This is a genomic window from Citrobacter sp. Cpo109 (assembly GCF_030332565.1).
GTDB classification, from domain to species: Bacteria; Pseudomonadota; Gammaproteobacteria; order Enterobacterales; family Enterobacteriaceae; genus Citrobacter; species Citrobacter portucalensis.
The window spans coordinates 83,616-103,899 of sequence record NZ_JAOWHQ010000069.1; the positions used below are offsets into that span (position 1 = coordinate 83,616).

Annotated in this window: 16 protein-coding genes; 10 read left to right on the forward strand and 6 right to left on the reverse strand. The window is 55.5% G+C overall.

The genetic code is table 11. The features are described from left to right. Window positions 1-23 precede the first annotated feature (23 nt). A complete protein-coding gene (gene entD, locus OGY71_RS18345; RefSeq protein WP_286613529.1) occupies window positions 24-686 on the reverse strand; it encodes an enterobactin synthase subunit EntD in 663 nt (220 codons plus the stop codon). A 50-nt stretch (window positions 687-736) separates the two neighbouring features. Further along, complete coding sequence (locus OGY71_RS18350; RefSeq protein WP_057066473.1) at window positions 737-3,031, reverse strand: TonB-dependent siderophore receptor; 2,295 nt, start codon at window positions 3,029-3,031, stop codon at window positions 737-739. A gap of 253 nt (window positions 3,032-3,284) precedes the next feature. Here OGY71_RS18350 and fes point away from each other — a divergent pair, with 253 nt between their 5' ends. The 4 genes from fes (at window position 3,285) to wzz(fepE) (ending at window position 10,001) form a co-directional block, all read left to right on the forward strand. Further along, entirely contained in the window at window positions 3,285-4,502 is a 1,218-nt protein-coding gene (gene fes, locus OGY71_RS18355) for an enterochelin esterase (RefSeq protein ID WP_267441099.1), read from the forward strand. Window positions 4,503-4,532: 30 nt separating this feature from the next. Continuing rightward, window positions 4,533-4,751: an MbtH family protein gene (locus tag OGY71_RS18360; protein ID WP_267441100.1), complete on the forward strand. Its 219-nt coding sequence runs from the start codon at window positions 4,533-4,535 to the stop codon at window positions 4,749-4,751. Next, entirely contained in the window at window positions 4,748-8,638 is a 3,891-nt protein-coding gene (entF, locus tag OGY71_RS18365) for an enterobactin non-ribosomal peptide synthetase EntF (protein WP_286613530.1), read from the forward strand. The genes OGY71_RS18360 and entF overlap by 4 nt, the downstream gene beginning before the upstream one ends. 229 nt (window positions 8,639-8,867) lie before the next feature. After that, window positions 8,868-10,001 (forward strand): LPS O-antigen length regulator Wzz(fepE), encoded by a 1,134-nt coding sequence (wzz(fepE), locus tag OGY71_RS18370; RefSeq protein WP_191221728.1) that lies wholly within the window; start codon window positions 8,868-8,870, stop codon window positions 9,999-10,001. A 46-nt stretch (window positions 10,002-10,047) separates the two neighbouring features. On the opposite strand, the gene fepC is transcribed toward wzz(fepE), so the two are convergent. Genes fepC through fepD form a run of 3 tightly spaced genes read right to left on the reverse strand, consistent with a single transcriptional unit; the run spans window position 10,048 to window position 12,838 of the window. Continuing rightward, complete coding sequence (gene fepC, locus OGY71_RS18375; protein ID WP_003831189.1) at window positions 10,048-10,845, reverse strand: iron-enterobactin ABC transporter ATP-binding protein; 798 nt, start codon at window positions 10,843-10,845, stop codon at window positions 10,048-10,050. Then, complete coding sequence (gene fepG, locus OGY71_RS18380; protein ID WP_166465318.1) at window positions 10,842-11,834, reverse strand: iron-enterobactin ABC transporter permease; 993 nt, start codon at window positions 11,832-11,834, stop codon at window positions 10,842-10,844. The genes fepC and fepG overlap by 4 nt, the downstream gene beginning before the upstream one ends. Beyond that, window positions 11,831-12,838 (reverse strand): Fe(3+)-siderophore ABC transporter permease, encoded by a 1,008-nt coding sequence (fepD, locus tag OGY71_RS18385; RefSeq protein WP_003831192.1) that lies wholly within the window; start codon window positions 12,836-12,838, stop codon window positions 11,831-11,833. The genes fepG and fepD overlap by 4 nt, the downstream gene beginning before the upstream one ends. A gap of 109 nt (window positions 12,839-12,947) precedes the next feature. Between fepD and entS the strand changes: the two genes are divergently transcribed. Next, window positions 12,948-14,183: an enterobactin transporter EntS gene (gene entS, locus OGY71_RS18390; RefSeq protein WP_003831193.1), complete on the forward strand. Its 1,236-nt coding sequence runs from the start codon at window positions 12,948-12,950 to the stop codon at window positions 14,181-14,183. Between the two features lie 60 nt (window positions 14,184-14,243). On the opposite strand, the gene fepB is transcribed toward entS, so the two are convergent. Beyond that, entirely contained in the window at window positions 14,244-15,200 is a 957-nt protein-coding gene (gene fepB / locus OGY71_RS18395; protein WP_003831194.1) for a Fe2+-enterobactin ABC transporter substrate-binding protein, read from the reverse strand. A 187-nt stretch (window positions 15,201-15,387) separates the two neighbouring features. On the opposite strand from fepB, the gene entC reads away from it, so the two are divergent. The 5 genes from entC to entH are packed head-to-tail and all read left to right on the forward strand — an operon-like array spanning window position 15,388 to window position 20,247. Beyond that, window positions 15,388-16,563, forward strand: coding sequence for an isochorismate synthase EntC (gene entC / locus OGY71_RS18400; protein ID WP_286613531.1), 1,176 nt, complete (start codon window positions 15,388-15,390; stop codon window positions 16,561-16,563). Window positions 16,564-16,594: 31 nt separating this feature from the next. Beyond that, on the forward strand, window positions 16,595-18,205 hold the full coding sequence (gene entE / locus OGY71_RS18405) for a (2,3-dihydroxybenzoyl)adenylate synthase EntE (protein ID WP_003831196.1): 1,611 nt from the start codon (window positions 16,595-16,597) through the stop codon (window positions 18,203-18,205). A 13-nt stretch (window positions 18,206-18,218) separates the two neighbouring features. Then, window positions 18,219-19,076 carry an isochorismatase gene (locus tag OGY71_RS18410; protein WP_003831197.1) on the forward strand — a complete coding sequence of 286 codons (858 nt, stop codon included), beginning with the start codon at window positions 18,219-18,221 and terminating at the stop codon, window positions 19,074-19,076. Next, window positions 19,076-19,831, forward strand: coding sequence for a 2,3-dihydro-2,3-dihydroxybenzoate dehydrogenase EntA (gene entA, locus OGY71_RS18415; RefSeq protein WP_063940724.1), 756 nt, complete (start codon window positions 19,076-19,078; stop codon window positions 19,829-19,831). Before OGY71_RS18410 ends, entA begins: the two co-directional genes overlap by 1 nt. A gap of 2 nt (window positions 19,832-19,833) precedes the next feature. Continuing rightward, a complete protein-coding gene (gene entH, locus OGY71_RS18420) occupies window positions 19,834-20,247 on the forward strand; it encodes a proofreading thioesterase EntH (protein ID WP_003022055.1) in 414 nt (137 codons plus the stop codon). Window positions 20,248-20,284 lie beyond the last annotated feature (37 nt).

The window sequence follows — 20,284 nt, forward strand, 5'->3', positions numbered from 1 at the left end:
AATTTCTTAAAAGGAGAAAAGGATCACGATCCTGACAGCGTGGGTACACACAGGGTAATGATGTTTTTATCGCGTTGAAACCAATGCACGTTAATTTCCTGATTGGCGAGGTTAGGCGAAAATGATGGCATGATTTGCAATGTTAATTGCTGATTCGTGAGTGCGGTAATTTTTGCGCTGGTGAAACCTGGTAACCCGGATGCCTGAGTGGAAAACGCCTTATACAGGCTCTCCTTGGCGCTGAATGCCAGAGTTAAGGCGAGTGGAAAGGGCAGTTCAGAATGATGCAAAATCGGTCGTTCGTGGTTATCGATAATACCGTCAGCCAGCTCAACTGCGGTTTGCCGCGTAAAAATAGCTTCTATATCCAGCCCAACGGAATGTGTCGATACCACCGCCAGCGCAGTTGATGCGCTATGGCTGATACTGCCAAACAGCCCCTGCGGCCATACCGGTTGGCGTTGTGTACCGATGCCGGGTACCGTTTTAAGGCCAAATTCGCGCAAAGCGTGTACTGCGGCGATCCGCCCTGCTAAGTGTTCAGCTTTACGCTTGCGTCCGCTGGACAGAAGCTGGGCGCGGTGGGGAAGCCAGAGCAGATCGTGGTCATGGCAGCTGGCGGGATCAAACTCGACAAAATGCAGCGCGTGGTCGGCGAAGGGAAGCGATGTGTGTGTTGTACGCATGGTTGTGTATCGTTTCCCTCTCCCCGTCGCGAGGAGAGGGAACAACGCTATCAGAAGTGGGTGTTAACGCTCATATACCACGTCCGACCCGGTTCGTTATAGGTGTACGCGCCAGCGCCCGCCATATAATAGCCAGTCTTGTTGTCGCTGGTGGTCTGGGCATTACCTTCACGCCACAGACGTTTGTCGAAGACGTTATCCACGCCGCCGGTCAGGCTGACGTTTTTCGTCACATCCCAGGTCGCGCTCAGGCCGACGATGCTGTACGGACTCACTTCCTGGGCTGAACTGCCGGTCACTGGCTTACCCTGGTAATCATATTTCTTCGGCTGCTGTTTGCCGTACCAGGTAAAGGTGGATTGCAGTGACAAATCCTCACGCGCCTGCCAGCTCAGCGTTGAGTTCAGCGTGTATTCAGGAATAATCGACAAGCGTTCGCCGGTCTCTTTATTCTTACTTTGCAGCATGTAAGTGATGTTGTTGGTCCAGGTAACGGTTTCGCTAACCGGTACGTTCAACGTCCCTTCCAGGCCTTCCACCACCGCTTTAGGTACGTTTTCCCACTGATAGATATCGGTGTAGGTTGTTGTTTCTTTACCCGTAGTCGGGTTTTTCTGGGTAATTGACGTTCTGCTTAGCGGTACAGTCCCCGCTTCGATCTTGTTACGGTAATCGTTGCGGAACCAGGTGACGCCGGCCAGCCAACCGTCACGTTTGAACTCCAGACCAATCTCTTTGTTGATACTGGTTTCGGCCTTCAGGTCATCGTTGCCCATCATGTAGCAACCAATGCCCGTCGCAGATCCGGTGGCATAGCAGCCCTGGCCTTTGCTGTACAGAATATAGTTCGGGTTAGTCTGGTACAGGCTAGGTGCTTTATAGGCCCGTGCGATACCCATTTTCAGCGTAAAGTCGTCGCCCAGACCTTGGGACAGGTTCAGGGACGGGCTCCAGTTGTCGCCAACGACGCTGTGGTGGTCGAAGCGCAGACCCGGCGTCAACATGGTGCTGTCGGTCAGCTCCATGTTATTTTCAGCAAACAGGGAGAAAATTTCAGCCTGTGAATATGGGCTACGATCGGTGCTGCTGGCACCAGGTATGTTCCCGCCCATAAAGGTCTGGGTATTGGAACTCATGTCTTTCATACGCTGCTGGTTCCATTCGGTACCGAGCGTCAGGTTCTGGTTAACTAACAGGTCGAATGGAATGCTAATTTCGCTGTGCAGGGTGACATCCGCCAGGTCAGTGTCGGTAAATTGATTACTGTTAAATAACCCTTCAAGGCCACCTGCCAGACCTTCACCCAAACGGGAGTTACGGGTGTGTTCGTATTGCGCCCAGTTGCTGGTGGTAATGCCGTTGTCCCAGCCGCCGTTCCACGTCAGCGCATAGTTCTGGCGGTACATACGGTTGGTTTCTTTACCGTAGTATTTTTTTACCAGCCCGTTAGTTTTGTTATCGTTGTTGGTGTTTTGAGTGTCACCCGCATACAGGTTGCCCTGACGGCTGTAACCAGCTTCAAACTCCAGCGATTGCATTGGGGCAAAATCCCAACGCAGCAGGCCGTTGATATCTTTGTTTTTTACCCCTTCACGACCCGCAGGCATTGTATCTGCGTAATCGCCCGTACGTGTTGACTGGTGACCGTCGTTAATGTCCCAGGCATCGGCCTGGGTTTTGTCGAGGTTACCGTTCAGGCGGAAGCTGAAATCCCCGCCCAGCGGGCCATTTAGACTAAAGTTGGTACGCTTGGTTGAACCTTCCTCTTTGTGTTCCGGGGCGTTGAAATAGGTATTCCAGGAACCATGCCACTCATCGCCGCCTTTCTTGGTGATGATATTCACCACACCGCCAGCTGCGCCATTGCCATAGCGTGCTGCGGCAGGACCGCGCAGCACTTCAATACGTTCAATCATTTCCGGAGCAACCCAGGCGGTATCGCCGCGGGTATCACGCTCGCCGCGCCAGCCCTGGCGTACGGAGTTACGGCTGGTAACCGGTTTACCGTCGATCAAAATTAGGGTGTTTTCTGGCCCCATGCCGCGAATATCGATCTGGCGGTTGTTGCCGCGCTGACCGCTGGTTGAGTTGCCGGTCAGGTTAACGCCAGGCATGGTACGGATGATTTCCGACACATCGCGAGCGGGAGGGTTCTTACGAATTTCATCAGCGGTAATGGTTGAAACACCCGGCGCCTGCAGGTTCTGCTGGGCGGCGGTAACGACGATGGTGTCTTCATGAGAGACAGCGACGCTATCGGTTTGATCTTCTGCCATTGCTGGCAGGGCTACCCCGTAAATCCCTAAATTGACCAATAAGGCCAGTGAATGAATCTTGTTGTTCATTGTATGTCCTGCTGTTCTTTTAGCCACGAGTACCAATGTGCCGTGGTGCGGCATTTGGCCTGATGTCGCCCGCATCTGCGTAAACTATCCATTCCAGAAAAAGTACGCAGCGCCAGGTCGGTTTATAAGTGGTGAAAAACTGTACGCGCTTCCCACAGCGCGACAATACGCTATTGCAAATGCAAATAGTTATCAATAATATTATCAATATATTTCACGCTAGATCATAAAATTTCACAATAAACATGGGGTTATGGCTGTGACGACGTTAAAGATGGGAAGCGAGGCGTGGTGGCAGTCGAAAAAAGGCCCGGAGTGGGAGCGTGAAGACAACGGAAATTATCGGGTAACCTTCTGGTGGCGTGACCCACGGGGAACGGAAAAAGAGTCAGCCATTCATCGCGTTTGGGTTTATATCACCGGCGTCACCGACCACCATCAAAATGCCATCCCTCAGTCGATGCGACGCATTGATGGAACAAATGTTTGGTGCTGGAGTGTTTCCCTCAGCGCCAACTGGCGTGGCAGCTACTGTTTTATCCCAACAGCACGAAACGATATCTTCTCCTCGCTGGCGGCGGACGCTGCGCCTGACCGAAGCATCCTGCGTGAAGGCTGGCGGCAATTGCTGCCGCAGGCCATTGCCGATCCCCTTAATCCGCAGAGCTGGCGGGGCGGTCGTGGCCACGCGGTGTCTGCGCTGGAAATGCCGGAGGCACCCGTACAGCCAGGATGGGATCGACCTGAAAACCCAGATTCACCCACAGTTTGCCTGCAATGGCATAGCGCCAGGCTCGGCAATACGCGTCGCGTATGGGTGTTTACCACCGGTGATGCTCAACCCGAAACGCGTCCGTTGGCTATCCTGCTGGATGGGCAGTTTTGGGCACAGAGTATGCCGGTCTGGCCTGCGTTGACTTCACTCACGCATCGCGGACACCTTCCTTCTGCCGTTTATATTCTGATTGATGCCATTGATACGGCTCACCGCAGCCATGAGCTACCGTGTAATGCGGATTTTTGGTTGGCGGTGCAGGAGGAGCTATTACCACTGGTGAAGACAACGACCGCGTTTAGTGACGATCCGCAGCGCACCGTGGTGGCTGGGCAAAGTTTTGGCGGGTTGTCATCGCTGTATGCCGGGCTGAACTGGCCCGCGCGCTTTGGCTGTGTGCTTAGCCAGTCGGGCTCTTACTGGTGGCCGCATCGTGGTGGTCATCAGGACGGGGCGATCGTCGAGCAACTGAAGACCGGGACCGTCAGCGCTCAGGGGCTGCGTATTGTCCTGGAAGCGGGGATCCGCGAGCCCATTATTTATCGCGCTAATCAGGCGTTATATGCCCAGTTACCTTCTGCACCACAGTCTATTTTCTGGCGTCAGGTTGATGGCGGACACGATGCGCTTTGCTGGCGCGGCGGTCTGATGCAAGGGCTAATGACGCTCTGGCAACCGCTTACCGACACGATTTAACCGGACGATGTTCCACGACAGGAGTTGAGTATGGAATTCAGTAACCCCTTCGATAATCCGCAGGGCCAGTTTTACATTCTGCAAAATCCCCAACGTCAGTTTAGCCTTTGGCCGCAGCAGTGCTCGCTTCCTGCTGGCTGGCAAATTGCTTGCGAACCTCAATCCCAGGAAGCCTGCCAGCAATGGCTGGAAGCAAACTGGACCACGCTGACGCCAACGAACTACGTCGATGTGCAGGAGGCTCCATGACTCAGCGTTTACCGTTAGTGGCGGCTCAGCCGGGGATCTGGATGGCGGAAAAACTCTCCACATTGCCCTCGGCGTGGAGCGTGGCGCACTACGTAGAATTAACTGGCGAACTGGACGCGTCGTTGCTGGCGAAAGCAGTTGTGGCTGGCCTGGAGCAGGCCGATACTCTGCGGATGCGGTTTAGCGAAGATAACGGTGAGATCTGGCAATGGGTGGATTCTGCGCTCGCCTTTGCGCAACCTGAAATTATCGACCTGCGCGAAAAAGCCAATCCACATGAGGCGGCGCGTGCGTTGATGCAGGCAGACCTGCAGCAGGACATACGTGCTGATGGCAATAAGCCGCTGGTTTTTCACCTGCTTATACAGGTGGGAGAAAAGCGTTGGTATTGGTATCAGCGTTACCATCATTTGCTGGTCGATGGCTTCAGTTTTCCGGCCATTACCCGCCAGATAGCCGCAATTTATCGCGCATGGCTACACAGCGAGCCTACGCCAGACTCGCCTTTTACGCCGTTCGCCGAGGTGGTGGAAGAGTATCAACAGTACCGTCAAAGCGATGCCTGGCAACGCGACGGCGCTTTCTGGCGCGAGCAGCGAAAGCAACTCCCGCCTCCTGCCTCGCTATCGAACAATCCGTTGCCGGGACGATCGGCCAGCGCGGATATTATTCGTATGAAGTTAACCGCGCCTGAAGGGGCGTTTCGTCGGCTTGCGGCACGTATGCCTGACGTTCAGCGTGCGGATCTGGCCCTCGCGCTGGTGGCATTGTGGCTGGGACGTTTATGCAGCCGAATGGATTATGCCGCCGGGTTTATCTTTATGCGGCGTATGGGGTCGGCGGCGTTGACCTCCACTGGACCGGTTTTAAACGTACTGCCATTTGGTGTGAGGCTGGATGCGGCAGAAAGCTTGCCTGCACTTGCACAACGACTGGCCGGACAGTTGAAGAAAATGCGTCGGCATCAACGTTATGATGCCGAACAAATCGTTCGCGACAGCGGGCGTGCAGCCGGTGCCGAGCCGCTGTTTGGCCCGGTGCTGAACGTGAAAATATTCGACTATCAGCTGAATATTCCCGGCGTTCAGGCACAAACCCACACGCTGGCGACAGGGCCGGTGAACGATCTTGAGCTGGCGTTATTCCCGGATGAAAACGGTGGGCTGAGTATTGAAATTCTGGCCAATAAACAGCGCTACGATGCAGAAATGCTGGCGCAGCATGCCTCGCGTTTAATCGGGCTTATCGAGCAGTTTGCCGACAATCCGGCGCTATGCTGCGGCGACGCCGGGATGCTGTTGCCAACAGAACATGAGCGGCTGGCGAAGATTAACGACACGATCGTCGAGATCCCGTCCACTACGCTGAGTGCGCTGGTGGCACAGCAGGCCGATAAAACGCCGGATGCCCCGGCGCTGGCCGATGCCCGTTATCAGTTTAGCTATCGCGAAATGCGCCAGCAGGTCGTGGCGCTGGCGAGCCTTCTGCGCGAACGCGGCGTCAAGCCTGGTGACAGTGTTGCCGTGGCATTGCCGCGTTCCGTGTTCCTGACGCTGGCGCTGCACGGTATTGTGGAAGCCGGAGCTGCCTGGCTGCCGTTGGATACCGGATACCCGGACGATCGCCTGCGGATGATGCTCGAAGACGCGAAGCCAAAATTGTTGATCGCGACCAATGAGCAACTGGCGCGCTTTAGCGATATTCCTGGGCTGGAAAGTCTGTGCTATGACTCACCCCTGCCAGCAGAAGATGCTGCTCCGCTGGCACTATCTCAGCCCATTCATACTGCCTATATCATTTTTACTTCCGGTTCTACCGGTAGACCAAAAGGGGTGATGGTTGGGCAAACCGCCATCGTTAACCGTCTGCTGTGGATGCAAAATCACTATCCGCTGACCGCGGATGATGTGGTGGCGCAAAAAACACCGTGCAGTTTTGACGTCTCGGTATGGGAGTTTTTCTGGCCGTTTATTGCCGGGGCAAAGCTGGTAATGGCCGAGCCTGAGGCGCACCGCGACCCGCTGGCGATGCAGCAGTTCTTTGCCCAATATGGGGTGACGACCACGCACTTTGTTCCCTCTATGTTGGCCGCTTTTGTCGCTTCACTGACGCCGGAAACCGCGCGGGAGAGTTGTGCCTCGCTGAAACGGGTATTTTGCAGCGGCGAAGCCTTGCCTGCAGATTTATGCCGTGAGTGGGAACAGTTAACTCATGCGCCACTGCACAATTTGTACGGACCAACGGAAGCTGCGGTCGATGTGAGCTGGTATCCGGCCTGGGGGGAAGACCTTGCTGATGTAACCGGCAACAGCGTGCCGATTGGCTATCCGGTATGGAATACCGGTTTACGTATTCTGGATGCCATGATGCGCCCGGTGCCTTTCGGCGTGGCTGGTGACTTATATCTGACGGGGATCCAACTGGCGCAAGGTTATCTGGGCCGTCCGGATTTGACCGCAAGCCGTTTTATCGCCGATCCGTTTAACGCTGGCGAACGCATGTACCGTACCGGGGATGTGGCTCGCTGGCTGGAAAATGGCGCTGTGGAATACCTCGGGCGCAGCGATGACCAGCTTAAAATTCGCGGACAACGCATTGAGCTCGGCGAGATTGACCGGGTGATGCAGCAATTGCCAGATGTCGAGCATGCCGTTGCCCACGCCTGCGTATTCAACCAGGCGGCGGCGACAGGCGGCGATGCGCGTCAACTGGTGGGGTATCTGGTGTCACAATCGGGTTTACCGCTGGATACGTCCGCGTTGCGGGAAAAGCTGCGTGAAAAACTGCCTGCGCATATGGTGCCGACAGTATTGTTGCAACTGGCGGAGCTGCCGCTTAGCGCGAACGGTAAACTGGATCGTAAAGCGCTGCCGATGCCACAGTTGACGTCGCGTATTTCCGGGCGCGCACCGCGAGCAGGGACTGAAACCACCATCGCGCAGTCTTTTGCGGCTTTGCTGAATTGCGAGGTGAATGACGTGGCGGCAGATTTCTTTGCGCTTGGCGGACATTCGTTGCTGGCGATGAAGTTGGCAGCACAGTTGAGCCGGGTTTTTGAGCGTCAGGTGACGCCGGGGCAGATTATGGTGGCCTCTACCGTTGAACAACTGAGCGCTCTGTTGGAGGGCACTGATGATGAACAGTCGCAGCGTCTGGGATTTGAGGCACTGCTGCCGCTGCGTGAAAGTCACGGCCCAACGCTGTTCTGTTTCCATCCGGCGTCGGGTTTTGCCTGGCAGTTTAGCGTGCTGTCGCGATATCTCAGCCCGCAGTGGTCGATTATAGGTATTCAGTCGCCACGACCGGATGGGCCTATGCAGACGGCGGAAAACCTCGACGCGGTATGCGAACATCATCTGGCAACGTTGCTCAGTCAACAGCCTCACGGACCTTACTATTTATTAGGTTATTCGCTGGGCGGCACGCTGGCACAGGGGATCGCCGCGCGCTTACATGCCAGAGGAGAGACGGTTGCATTCCTCGGGCTGTTGGATACCTGGCCGCCGGAAACGCAAAACTGGCAAGAAAAAGAGGCTAATGGGTTGGATCCAGCGGTACTGGCGGAGATCGAGCGTGAACGCGAAGCGTTTCTGGCGGCGCAGCAGGGGAATGCGTCAGAGGCTTTATTTAACGCAATCGAAGGCAACTACGCCGATGCGGTTCGCCTGCTTACCACGGCGCACAGCGTGCCGTTTGCAGGTCACGCCACGCTTTTCGTCGCTGAGCGCACGTTAGTACCGGGTGTGAGTCCTGAGCGCAGTTGGTCGCCGTGGATATCCAGCCTGGATGTATACCGCCAGGATTGCGCGCATGTTGATATTATTTCCCCCACCGCGTTTGAGGCGATAGGACCTGTAATAAATACACTGATTAATAAATCTGTGTAACAAGACGAATATTGCTATCGCGGTGATCGAATAATTCCATAATGTAAAAAATATGTTATGGAATTGTTATTATTTGTGCGGTGCAAGGTGATGAAAGGGGTGAATAAATTCCGAATATAATTTTTGGTAGGGCGACAAGCACAAAGAATGTTTCGGATAATTCTGACTAACTGGTAGACTTCTCCCACAGGAATGTTTTTCTTTTAGGAAAGTTTTCAGGTCACGCAACATGTCATCATTAAATATAAAGCAAGATAACGTTTCGGAATTTACTGGGTATCCTCAGCCAACGGCAAACGCAAATGAAATCGATTTAGTGAATCTAATCGAAACCTTATGGCACGCAAGAACGAAAATTATAGCGACCGTTTTCGCCTTTGCCTGTGTGGGTATTCTGGTCTCTTTTCTGCTGCCACAAAAATGGACCAGTCAGGCCATCGTGACGCCAGCGGAAGCGGTTCAATGGCAGGGACTCGAGAATACGCTGACCAAATTGCGCGTGCTGGATATGGATATTAGCGTTAGCAGTGGTGATGTGTTTAACCTGTTTATCAAAAAATTCCAGTCGCCTTCATTGTTAGAAGAATATCTGCGCTCTTCGCCTTACGTAATGGATCAATTGAAAGGTGCTGATATCGACGAAATGGAGTTGCATCAGGCAATTGTCAGGCTCAGTGAGAAAATGAAAGCGGTTGATACTAACCTGGGTAAGAAGAACGAAACTTCGCTGTATACCTCATGGACGCTGAGTTTTACCGCACCTCAGGCCGAAGAAGCCCAGTCAGTGCTGAAGGGATATATCCAGTATATTTCTGCCCTTGTGGTGAAAGAAACGTTGGAAGATATTCGCAATAAATTGTCCATCAAAACCAGTTATGAAAAAGAGAGACTGGAGATGGATCGCGTCAGGCTCAAAAACCAGCTGGAAGCAAATATCCAGCGACTGAACTACTCGCTGGAGATTGCCAATGCTGCCGGGATTAAAAAGCCGGTCTACAGTAATGGCCAGGCCGTGAAGGATGACCCCGATTTCTCTATTTCACTGGGTGCTGACGGCATCGAACGTAAATTAGAAATAGAAAAATCAGTAACGGATGTTGCTGAAATTAATGGGGAATTACGTAATCGCCAATATCACGTTGAGCAGCTGTTAGCGATGAATGTGAGCGACGTAAAATTCACACCGTTTAAATATCAACTTTCACCTTCGCTGCCGGTGAAAAAAGATGGTCCGGCTAAATCAATGATCGTTATTCTGGCCGCATTACTGGGGGGAATGGTGGCGTGTGGTGGTGTTCTGTTGAACCATGCCATGATGTCGCGTAAGCAAAAAATGACGTTTATTGATCAGCAACTGGTGTGATGAATTGTCGTATGGCGGCAAGCTGGCCGCCATACTGTAACGCGTGTTATTTGTTGCGTCCAAGCGGCACCACCAACGGTGTTCCGGCAACCGGATCGTCGATAATCATACAGCGCAGTCCATAGATTTTTTCAATAAGCTGCGCGGTGACGATCTCCTTCGGTGCACCCTCGGCAATAATTTTTCCGTCACGCAGCGCGATCAGATGTGTTGCATAGCGACAGGCCTGATTCAGGTCGTGCAAAACGGCGGCCAGCGTGTAGCCTTTTTCCCGATTTAGCTCACTCAGCAGTTCCAGCAGATCGATCTGATGGCTGATATCCAGCCAGGTGGTGGGTTCATCGAGCAGCATAATCGACGTTTCCTGCGCCAGCACCATCGCAATCCATGCACGCTGACGTTGTCCGCCGGAAAGGGTATCCACACTTTGTGATGCCAGGTGGGTGATACCCGTCGCCTGCATGGCGTTTGAGACCGCAATTTCATCCTCTTGCCGCCAGCGGGTAAACAGCGGCTGGTGCGGGTAGCGTCCGCGGGCAACCAGCTCCTGTACCGTAATATCCCCCGGCGTGGTGGCGTTTTGCGCCAGCAAACCTATTCTACGGGCGACTTCTTTGCTGGCATAGTGCTGAATATGCTCGCCGTCGAGCCAGACCTTGCCGTGCGCGGGCGTCATCAGACGACTCAGCGTGCGCAGTAATGTTGATTTCCCGCAGCCGTTTGGCCCGATAATCGCGGTGAAATGGCCGTTGGGAATCGACACATTGAGGTTTTCCGCCACGGTAAATTTGCCATAACCCAGCGTTAACTGGTCGCCACGCAAACGGGCTACTGATTCGATCATTTTTTGCGGGACTCCTGAATTAACAAGACGATAAGATAAATACCGCCGAGGCTTACGGTAACAACGCCCACCGGAAGCTGATAAGGCATAAACAGCTGTTGGGCGCATAAATCCGCCATCAGCAACAGCAACGCGCCGCACAGCGCCGACAGGGTTAATCCCCAGCGCGATGTACCGCTTATACGTCGCGCGATATGCGGCGCGACAAGAGCAATAAACGAGATAGGACCGGCCAGCGCGGTGGCGGCAGCGGTTAGTACCACCGCAACCAGCATCATCATTAGACGTGAACGCTCAACGCTGACGCCAAGCGCACAGGCGCTGTCATCACCCATTTCCAGTAAGCGCATCCGGCGTACCAGCAGCGCGGCGCATACCAGCATGATGATAATCAGCGGGGCAGACGGCCAGGTTTTGGCCCAGGTCAGGCCATTGAGCGATCCGGCGTTCCACAGCCCAGCCGTCAGCGCGGTTTCTAATGATGCTTTCAGCAGCAGCCAGGTGTTGAACGCCACCAGCATGGCGCGAATGCCGATACCGATAATAATCAGCCGGAAGGTGTCGATACCATTGCGCCAGGCGAGCGCCCAGACCACCAGAGAAGTCAGGATCCCACCCAGCATGGCTGCCAGCGCGATAGCGGTGAGATGCTGTCCGAACAGCACCATTGCCACCAGCACACCGCTCCAGGCCCCGGTGTTGAAACCCATCACATCCGGGCTGCCCAGCGGGTTGCGCATCAGCGACTGGAATATTGCGCCGCTCACGCCGAGCGCTGCGCCAATCAATAGCGCCATGAGCACGCGTGGCAAACGCCATTCGGTCACCACCAGCGTAATACTGCGCGGCGCATCGCCGAGCAGGGCGGCAATAATTTGCTGGGTTTCCAGCGTAACAACGCCGCTACGCAGGCTCCACAAACCCATGACGAGACAACCTGCAACCAGCAGCAGGCTGCTGATTATCAGGCGGCGGGAGAGGTGCATCATGCTCCACCTCCGCGCGATTTACGGCGTACCAGAAAGATAAGCACCGGTGCACCGATAAACGCACTGACTACCGACACGCGCAGCTCGCCGGGGACAATCAGGCGACCGATTATATCGGCAATCAGTAACAGAGAAGGCGTTGCCAGTAGGGTTACGGGCAGTGACCAGCGGTGATCCGCCCCCACCAGCCAGCGTGCCATGTGCGGCATCATCAGGCCGATAAAGGCGATAGGACCGACAATCGCGGTCGCACTGCCGCACAGTACGGTAATAACCAGCAGGCCAATAAACTGCGTGCGAGCGACTTTACTGCCAAGCGCGGTAGCGGTGTCGCTGCCGAGGCTCAAGCTATTCAGGGCGCGACTGAGGAACAGTGCGACAGCCGCGGCAATCAGTACCGGTACCAGCACAACCTTCAGCGTTTGCAGGCTGCGGATATCCAGTGAACCGGCCTGCCAGAAACGCAGCTGATCGTAAACGTCCGGGTTGAGCAGGGCGATGCCGGTGGATAATCCTTCCAGCACCGCGCCCAGCGCAACGCCCGCCAGCGTCAGACGCACCGGGCTTAACTGCCCGCCGCCCTGACTGCCGGTAAAAGCTACGATCAGCGACGCAGCCAGCGCACCGCAAAAGGCCATCAGCAGCTGCTCTTGCGCAGAGGAAAAGCCGAACAGCGCGGCCCCCAGCACAATAGCGAAGCTGGCGCCGGAGTTGACACCCAGAATGCCGGGATCGGCGAGAGGGTTACGCGTGAGCGTTTGCATAAGTGCGCCAGCCAGGCCCAGCGCGCCACCGGCGAGCAGCCCCGCCAGCGTGCGCGGCAGGCGCGCGTCCAGCACGATGGTGCAATCAGCACTTTGACAACTGCCGGTGAGCGCATCCAGCACCACGGAGGCAGGTAGCGACTTGGCGCCAATAACCAGACTTAATACCGTGGTGAGAACAAGTAATAACAATAGTCCGGGCACGGCGAAGGCACGTGTCGCGGAAACAGAGCATGACATATCAACTTCCCTGATAATGATAGTAATTATCGTTATCGATCTTATTTGGATATGTTAGCATGTGCAGCCATCGAATGGATATTGAAAAAGTACCTGGTAAGGCTCTGTAATGAATCGACAATCCTGGCTGCTCAATCTCAGCCTGTTAAAGACCCACCCAGCATTTCGCGCTGTCTTCCTCGCCCGTTTTATTTCCATTGTCTCTCTGGGGCTACTCGGCGTGGCGGTTCCGGTACAGATCCAGATGATGACCCAGTCGACCTGGCAGGTGGGGTTGTCGGTGACGTTGACCGGTAGCGCAATGTTTATTGGCCTGATGGTGGGCGGAGTGCTGGCCGACCGCTATGAGCGTAAAAAAGTGATCCTGCTGGCGCGTGGAACCTGTGGTATTGGCTTTATTGGCCTGTGTCTGAATGCGCTGCTGCCCGAACCGTCGTTGCTGGCGATTTATCTGCTTGGCTTATGGGACGGTTTCTTTGCCTCTCTGGGCGTGACCGCATTGCTGGCTGCGACGCCAGCGCTGGTTGGGCGCGAGAATTTGATGCAGGCTGGGGCGATTACCATGCTGACGGTGCGTCTGGGATCGGTAATTTCACCGATGCTTGGCGGGGTGCTGCTCGCGACTGGCGGCGTGGCCTGGAACTACGGACTGGCGGCGGCGGGAACCTTCATTACCTTACTACCGTTGCTGAGCCTTCCTGCGTTGCCGCCTCCGCCGCAGCCGCGCGAGCATCCGCTGAAATCGCTGCTGGCGGCATTCCGCTTTCTGCTTGCCAGCCCGCTGATTGGCGGCATTGCGCTGCTCGGTGGTCTGTTAACCATGGCGAGCGCCGTGCGTGTGCTGTATCCGGCGTTGGCGATTAACTGGCACATGTCGAGTGCGCAAATTGGCCTGTTGTATGCGGCTATTCCGCTAGGGGCAGCCGTGGGCGCATTGACTAGCGGACAACTGGCGCACAGCGTTCGCCCGGGACTGATTATGCTGGCATCGACCGTGGCTTCATTTCTGGCTATCGGCTTGTTTGGTTTGATGCCCGTCTGGCAGCTTGGTGTGGTTTGTCTGGCGCTGTTTGGCTGGTTGAGCGCGGTCAGCTCTTTGTTGCAGTACACCCTGTTACAAACGCAGACGCCGGAAGCGATGCTCGGACGAATTAACGGTTTGTGGACGGCGCAAAACGTCACCGGCGATGCGATTGGCGCGGCGTTGTTAGGTGGTCTGGGCGCGATGATGACGCCGGTTGCTTCGGCAAGCGTGAGTGGATTCGGGCTGGTGATTGTCGGTCTGCTACTGCTGCTGTTGTTGGGAGAAGTACGCCGATTCCGGCAGGTCCCCGTGAATGTCTGATCGTGTTGTGCTCTAAGGTTGTAGGCCGGATAAGGCGTGAGCCGCATCCGGCGCTGACCATTAAAAGAGAGCTGACAGACGTTGCAGCAGCAGCGTGGCGCTGTAGTAGTCGAGACGGAAGGTTTCCGTACCCAGGGCGTAAACGCGTTTATTCTGCACGGCTGGCAGATGCGCCAGAAGCGGATTGGCGTAAATAGCGTCGGCATCTTTGCTGTCGCCAGCAAACAGGAACAGCGCTTCGCCGTTCAGGCCTGCCGCCAGGTTCTCACCGCCAAGCTGGATGATATCGTGGCGTTTGCCCTGACTCTGGCTGGTGTGCAAGTTGGCAGGCAGCGTTGCCAGCGTGAACCCTAACTGCTCCATCAGCTTGCCTTGCGCTGACTCAGGCGTCCACAGGTTGGCGCTGTGCGCCGCTGCGGTATATACCAGCGCGCTGACCGGCTGTGGTGGCAGGGTAATATGTTGCTTAACCGCCTGAAGTTGCTTATCAAACTCGGCAATTCGCGCAACTGCCTGTTGCTCCTGACCGGTAATTTCACCTAACTGGGTCAGCAGCGACTGCCAGCTTTTATCGTCGTAATTAATGATGAGCGTTGGCGCAATGGTGGACAGCTGATCGTATAGCGCGAGGGCAGAATCTCCCCCAGTGGCGCTTACGAGAATCAGATCCGGCATTTGAGCTGCGACGGCTTCGGCGCTCGGTTCGCCGATATACAGGCGGCTCAGTTTGCGTTCTTTTGCCACTTCGCTCCACTGGCGTAAAAAGCCCTGCGCATCGCCGATGCGATTGTTCGGAGTAGTGGCACCGCTGGCAATGACCGGGGCATCAATCGCCAGCAGCGAGCCGGTGAGGGTCACGCTGGTGGATACAATTCGCTGCGGCTTATGCTCAAGCGTATGCGTGCCGCGGCTGTCAGTAACCTGACGCGGCCAGTCGGCGGCGTGACCTGAAGAAATTCCTGAAAGAGATAAACCTGCCAGTAAGAGCACGGTGCGGCAAAAAGAGGGGAGACTCACGAATCGGCTTCCTGTTATCAGTATAAGTAATGCTTCTCATTTTCATTGTTAGCGAGCAAGGATGCAAGCCAAAGTCGCACATTGTGCTACCACAAGAGTTGACATACCGCCGCTTTACTTTTAGGTTAGCGACCGAAAATATAAATGATAATCATTATTAGAGCCTTTATCATTTTTGGAGGATGATATGGATACGTCACTGGCCGAGGAAAAAACGCAGACTATGCCGACGCTCGCTCCCGACAGTTTTTTCTTTATGTCGCCGTACCGTAGTTTTACGACGTCAGGATGCTTCGCCCGCTATGCGGAACCGGCAATTGATGGCGATTCGCCAGACAGCCCTTTCCAACAAAAAATGAACGCACTGTTTGCTGATGCCAAATCGCAAGGCATCGCGAACCCTGTCATGGTCGGGGCGATTCCCTTTGATACCCGCCAGCCATCATCGCTGTTTATTCCCCAATCATGGCAGAGCTTCTCTCGTACGGCGAAGCAGCAATCATCACGTTACTTTACCGCGCATCAGTCGCTGAACGTCGTTGAACGTAAATCGATCCCGGAACAGGACTTTTTTGAAGATATGGTCGCCCGGGCGGCTGCGCTGACGTCCACTCCGGAAGTCGACAAAGTGGTGTTGTCACGCCTGATCGATATCACCGCCGATGCCAACATTGACAGCAGTGCGCTGCTGGAGCGTCTGGTGGCGCAAAACCCGGCGAGCTACAACTTCCATGTACCGATTGAAGACGGCGGCGTATTGATTGGTGCCAGCCCGGAACTGTTACTGCGCAAAGAAGGCGATCGTTTCAGTTCTCTGCCGCTGGCGGGCTCTGCACGTCGTCAGCCTGATGATGTGCTGGATCGCGAAGCAGGGATCCGCCTGCTGGCGTCTGAGAAGGACCGCCACGAGCACGAACTGGTGACGCAAGCGATGAAAACGGTATTGCGCGATCGCAGCCGTGAACTGCAACTGCCTTCTTCTCCGCAGCTGGTTACCACGCCGACGCTCTGGCACCTCGGCACGCCGTTTGAAGGTAAAGCTAACCCGCAGGAAAACGCCCTGACGCTGGCGTGCCTACTGCATCCGACGCCTGCGCTGAGCGGCTTCCCACATCAGGTTGCGCGCAAGCTTATCGCCGAGCTGGAGCCGTTCGATCGCGAATTGTTCGGTGGCATTGTTGGCTGGTGTGATGCCGAAGGTAACGGTGAGTGGGTAGTGACGATCCGCTGTGCGAAGCTGCTGCGCAATCAGGTACGTTTCTTTGCCGGAGCAGGAATTGTTCCAGCCTCTTCCCCGGTTGCGGAATGGCGCGAAACGGGGGCTAAGCTCTCCACGATGTTGAATGTTTTTGGACTGCACTAAGAGCCTTGTGGACTGGTTTTAAGGAGCAATAATGAGTATTCCTTTCACCCGCTGGCCGGAAGAGTTTGCCCGCCGCTATCGTGAAAAAGGTTACTGGCAGGATTTGCCGCTGACCGACATTCTGACCCGTCACGCCGACAGCGAGCATACGGCGGTAATTGATGGTGAACGCCATCTGAGCTATCGCCAACTGAATCAGGCTGCTGACAATCTTGCCTGCAGTTTGCGTCGCCAGGGGATCAAACCCGGCGAAACCGCGCTAGTACAACTGGGCAATGTGGCTGAGCTGTATATCACCTTCTTTGCGCTGCTCAAGCTGGGCGTAGCTCCGGTGCTGGCGCTGTTCAGCCATCAGCGTAACGAACTTAACGCCTATGCCAAACAGATTGAGCCGGCACTGCTGATTGCCGATCGCCAGCATACGCTGTTTAGCGGCGACGATTTTCTTAACGCTTTTGTGGCCGAACACAATTCAGTGCGCGTGGTGCAACTGCGCAACGATGAAGGTGAACATAATCTGCAAACGGCGATAAACCAGCCTGCGACAGATTTTACTGCTACGCCATCGCCTGCTGATGAGGTGGCGTACTTCCAGCTTTCTGGGGGGACGACCGGGACGCCAAAGCTGATTCCTCGCACTCATAACGATTACTACTACAGCGTGCGTCGCAGCAATGAGATTTGCCGCTTCACCGGGGAAACGCGTTATTTATGCGCAATCCCGGCGGCGCATAACTACGCCATGAGTTCGCCAGGCGCGCTGGGCGTATTCCTGGCCGGTGGCACTGTAGTGCTGGCGGCTGACCCGAGTGCCACTCTGTGTTTCCCGCTGATTGAACAGCATCAGGTTAACGTCACGGCGCTGGTGCCACCTGCGGTGAGCCTGTGGTTGCAGGCGATTGCGGAGTGGGGCAGCAATGCGCAACTGGCTTCGCTGAAACTGCTTCAGGTCGGTGGCGCGAGACTTTCCGCCACGCTTGCGGCACGTATTCCAGCCGAGATTGGCTGCCAGTTGCAGCAGGTCTTCGGCATGGCGGAAGGGCTGGTGAACTACACCCGTCTGGACGACAGTCCTGAGCGCATCATCAATACCCAGGGTCGCCCGATGTGTCCCGATGATGAAGTCTGGGTAGCAGACGCTGACGGCAACCCCTTAGCCCAGGGAGAGACCGGACGCCTGATGACGCGTGGTCCGTACACCTTCCGCGGTTATTTCAAAAGTCCTGAGCATAATGCCAGCGCCTTTGACGCCAACGGCTTTTACTGTTCCGGCGATCTGATCGCTATCGATCCGGATGGTTACATCACCGTTCAGGGGCGTGAAAAGGATCAGATCAATCGCGGCGGGGAGAAGATCGCCGCTGAAGAGATTGAAAACCTGCTACTGCGCCATCCAATGGTGATCCATGCCGCGCTGGTCAGTATGGATGACGAACTGATGGGCGAGAAAAGCTGTGCCTGGCTGGTGGTGAAAGAGCCGCTGCGCGCGGTGCAGGTGCGCCGTTTTCTACGCGAACAGGGCATAGCGGAATTCAAATTACCCGATCGTGTTGAGTGCGTTGAGTCATTACCGCTGACTCCAGTGGGGAAGGTAGATAAAAAACAATTACGTCAGTGGCTGGCATCACGTTCACTGGCCTGAAGGAGAAATAGAAATGGCAATTCCTAAACTGCAGGCTTATGCGCTACCAACGGCGCTCGATGTTCCGGTGAACAAAGTCGACTGGGCATTTGACCCTGAACGCGCCGCGCTGCTGATCCACGACATGCAGGATTATTTTATCGGCTTTTGGGGCGATAACTGCCCGATGATGGAGCAGGTCGTCGCGAACATCGCCGCGCTGCGCCAGTACTGCAAAGAGCATAACATTCCGGTGTATTACACCGCTCAGCCGAAAGAACAGAGTGATGAAGACCGCGCTCTGCTCAATGATATGTGGGGACCGGGCCTGACGCGTTCCCCGGAACAACAAAAGATCGTTGAGGCGCTGGCGCCGGATGAAGCGGATACCATTCTGGTGAAATGGCGTTATAGCGCATTTCATCGTTCCCCGCTGGAACAGATGCTCAAGGAAACCGGGCGTAATCAACTGATCATTACCGGGGTGTATGCGCATATCGGCTGTATGACCACCGCAACGGACGCCTTCATGCGTGACATCAAGCCGTTTATGGTTGCCGATGCGCTGGCGGACTTTAGCCGTGACGAACACCTGATGTCGCTGAAATACGTGGCGGGACGTTCCGGGCGTGTGGTAATGACCCAGGAATTATTGCCGACACCGGTCCCGACCAGTAAAGATGCGTTGCGCAGCGTTATTCTGCCGTTGCTGGATGAGTCTGAAGAGCCGATGGATGACGAAAACCTGATCGACTACGGGCTGGATTCCGTGCGCATGATGGCGCTGGCGGCGCGCTGGCGTAAGGTTCATGGTGACATTGATTTCGTGATGCTGGCGAAAAAACCGACCATTGACGCATGGTGGGCGCTGCTCTCCCGCGAGGTGAAGTAATGGCTGGATTTGATTTTGCCGGGAAAACCGTCTGGGTAACCGGCGCGGGTAAAGGGATTGGCTACACCACGGCGCTGGCGTTTGCGAATGCTGGCGCTGAGGTGACAGGATTCGATCGCGAATTTCCTCAGGATAACTACCCGTTTGCGACCGAAGTGCTGGATGTGGCGAATGCCGGACAGGTAGCTGAAGTGTGCCAGCGCGTCCTCAAAGCGCGCGAGCGTTTGGATGTGTTGGTCAATGCCGCAGGTATTTTGCGTATGGGGGCCACCGATGCGTTGAGCGTTGAGGAGTGGCAGCAGACGTTTGCGGTTAACGTTGGTGGGGCGTTCAATCTGTTTCAGCAGACGATGGCGCAGTTTCGTCGCCAGCAGGGCGGGGCGATCGTGACCGTCGCGTCGGATGCGGCGCACACGCCGCGTATCGGCATGAGTGCTTACGGTGCGTCAAAGGCCGCGTTGAAAAGTCTGGCGCTGACCGTCGGACTTGAATTGGCGGGTAGCGGTGTGCGCTGTAATGTGGTGTCGCCAGGCTCGACCGACACCGATATGCAGCGCACGCTGTGGGTTAGCGATGACGCGGAGCAACAGCGTATTCGTGGATTTGGCGAGCAGTTTAAGCTCGGGATTCCGCTGGGGAAAATCGCCCGGCCGCAAGAGATCACCAACACTATTTTATTCCTCGCCTCCGATCTGGCCAGCCACATTACGTTACAGGATATCGTGGTGGACGGCGGTTCCACGCTGGGGGCATGACGATGATCTGGAAGCGTCATTTAACGCTGGATGAACTCAATGCCACCAGTCAGAACACGATGGTGGCGCATTTAGGCATGGTCTACACCCGTCTGGGGGATGATGTGCTGGAAGCCGAAATGCCGGTGGATAGCCGCACGCATCAGCCATTTGGCCTGCTGCACGGCGGCGCATCCGCGGCCCTGGCGGAAACGCTGGGTTCGATGGCAGGTTATCTGATGACCCGCGACGGGCAGTGCGTGGTGGGGACGGAACTCAACGCCACGCATCATCGGGCGGTATCGCAGGGGAAAGTGCGCGGCGTTTGTCAGCCGCTGCACCTTGGGCGTCAAAATCAAAGCTGGGAAATTGTTATCTTTGATGAGCAGGGGCGACGCTGTTGCACCTGCCGCTTAGGCACTGCGGTGATGGGGTGAAAGTTAAGCGCGCCGTTCAGGCGCGCTTCGTTACTCA